Source organism: Sulfurovum sp. bin170, assembly GCF_010892395.1.
Lineage (GTDB): Bacteria > Campylobacterota > Campylobacteria > Campylobacterales > Sulfurovaceae > UBA1140.
This window is the reverse complement of record NZ_JAACKB010000299.1, coordinates 1-2,154: the sequence shown is the minus strand read 5'-3', so window position 1 is coordinate 2,154 and position 2,154 is coordinate 1. Positions and strand designations below refer to the sequence as shown.

Here is a 2,154-nt window from a genome sequence, read left to right as displayed (position 1 = left end):
TTCAAGCTTCGTATAAAGAAAAAGAGAGAGATACATTGGAACAATAGTCCAAATCATAATATACCCATAATCAACAAAACCATCATCTAAAATATAAAAATAACTAGCATGAATAAGCTCCATAAAATGAACTATTGGATTATAGTACAGCAACCCTTGAAGAGCCTGTGGCATATCCTGCATGGAGTAGAATATCGCTGAGATAAACATCAATGGAGATAAAATCAACTTCACAACTTTTTGGAAGCTATCAAAAAAAAGACCAATAACTGCTATAAATAGTCCTACACTTAGAGAGAAGAGAATCAACCATAAAAAAGAGAGAATTAAAACCCCTAAATTTTGAACACTCATATCAAAACCGAAATATAGACCAAAGATTATAAACACAACGGCAATAACCCCCGTTACCAGAACCTCAACCATTACACGAGCTATCAGCGTATCTATAGGTTTAACCTGTTTATAGGCATATAACCCCTTATTGGTACTAAATGAACTCATAGAGCGATCAACAAGATGTTTAAATAGATTAAATGCAACAAACCCTAAAGTAATAAAAACAGGATAATCAAGTCCTGAATTTGAACCAAAAAGAAGAACTTTTACCGTGACAAATATAGAAATCTGCATCAAAGGCTCAAAAATAACCCAAAAATACCCCAACTTCCCAGCAGAAAATCGAACATTGACCTCTCTTAAAAAAAGAGCATATATTACCGATTTTTGTACCTGCCAAGGAGTTCTTTTATACAACTATCTACCCCACTATCCCTGTTGTATCTATAACACTAGTGAGACTCTCTCCATCAATAGTTATAAACTCTTTATGTCTTACTAAAATCACAACAACATCAGCACTCTTTAGAGCATCAGATAAAGAGACAAACTCAATATTTTTGCGATTGGCAAGAACCGCTGGAAGCCTCTTTATATTAGGTTCAACTGCTAGGATACTGAAATCTGCACTATCTGAAAGCATCTTTGTAATCTCCAAGGCAGGAGACTCACGAAGGTCATCAATATTTGGCTTAAATGCCAAACCTAAACAGGCTATCTTTGGATTTTTGATATCTTTGACCGCCTCTTTTACTTTTGAAACCACAAATAGAGGCTTCCCATCATTTATCTCTCTTGCTGTTCTCATAAGTCGTGCATCATCTGGAAAAGCATTGACTATAAACCAAGGGTCAACAGCGATACAATGTCCACCCACTCCACACCCAGGTTGCAAGATATTGACACGAGGATGTCTATTTGCCAAAGAGATAAGCTCCCATACATCTATATCCATCTTATCACACAGTATAGAGAGTTCATTTGCAAAAGCTATACTAACATCCCGAGAGGCATTCTCTGTAAGTTTACTCATCTCTGCTGTTCTAGAGTTGGTTGGGATACAATCCCCTTTTACAAATATCTTGTAAAGCTCGGTTGCCACCTCTACACATTTGGTTGACATACCACCGATAATACGGTCATTCTCTACAAGTTCACGAATCACATGACCAGGTAAAACCCTCTCTGGGCAGTGAGCGATACGAATATCTGACTCATCCCCTGCATGTTGCGGAAATGTTAAGTCTGGTCTCTCTTCGGCTAACCACCCTGCCATCTTCTCCGTTGTGCCTACAGGTGAGGTTGATTCCAATATAACAAGATTACCCTTTTTAAGTACTTTTGCCAAGGCTCTAGTGGCAGACTCTATATAGTCAAGATTTGGAGCATGGTCATCACCTTTGAAAGGTGTAGGAACAGCCATTATAAATGCATCAGCCTCTACAGGTGTAGTAGTTGCTTTGAGATACCCCTCGCTCACAGTAGAGCTAACTAAAATATCTAAATCTGGCTCAACAATGTGAATCTCTCCTCTGTTGATGATATCAACTGTATTGGGATTAACATCCACACCAATAATTTGAACTTTACGAGAAGCTAATACCGCCGCGGTAGGAAGACCGATATACCCTAAGCCTATCATACATATTTTATCAAATTTCATCTATTTCCTTAAATATTAAACTTCTTGCAAAACTAGGAACCGATGGCTTTAGCCTAATGCCAATGAATTAAGCTTTTTTTGAACCAAATAGTTCGGGTGTAAACACGCCGATTCCGAAAATGCAAATTGCATATAAGGAAACGATGGCTTCA

Annotated in this window: 2 protein-coding genes; both read right to left on the bottom strand. The window is 37.8% G+C overall.

The window, feature by feature from the left end; translation table 11 throughout:
- Window positions 1-756, bottom strand: a 756-nt coding sequence (locus GSY74_RS07030) for an ABC transporter permease (protein WP_164664396.1), incomplete at its 3' end; no start/stop codon positions are given.
- 4 nt (window positions 757-760) lie between these two features.
- Window positions 761-2,002, bottom strand: coding sequence for a UDP-N-acetyl-D-mannosamine dehydrogenase (gene wecC / locus GSY74_RS07025; protein WP_164664395.1), 1,242 nt, complete (start codon window positions 2,000-2,002; stop codon window positions 761-763).
- Window positions 2,003-2,154: the final 152 nt, after the last annotated feature.

Coding starts and splice junctions, on each gene's coding strand:
- wecC (WP_164664395.1), bottom strand. CDS start 2,002: ATGAAATTTGATAAAATATGTATGATAGGCTTAGGGTATATCGGTCTT.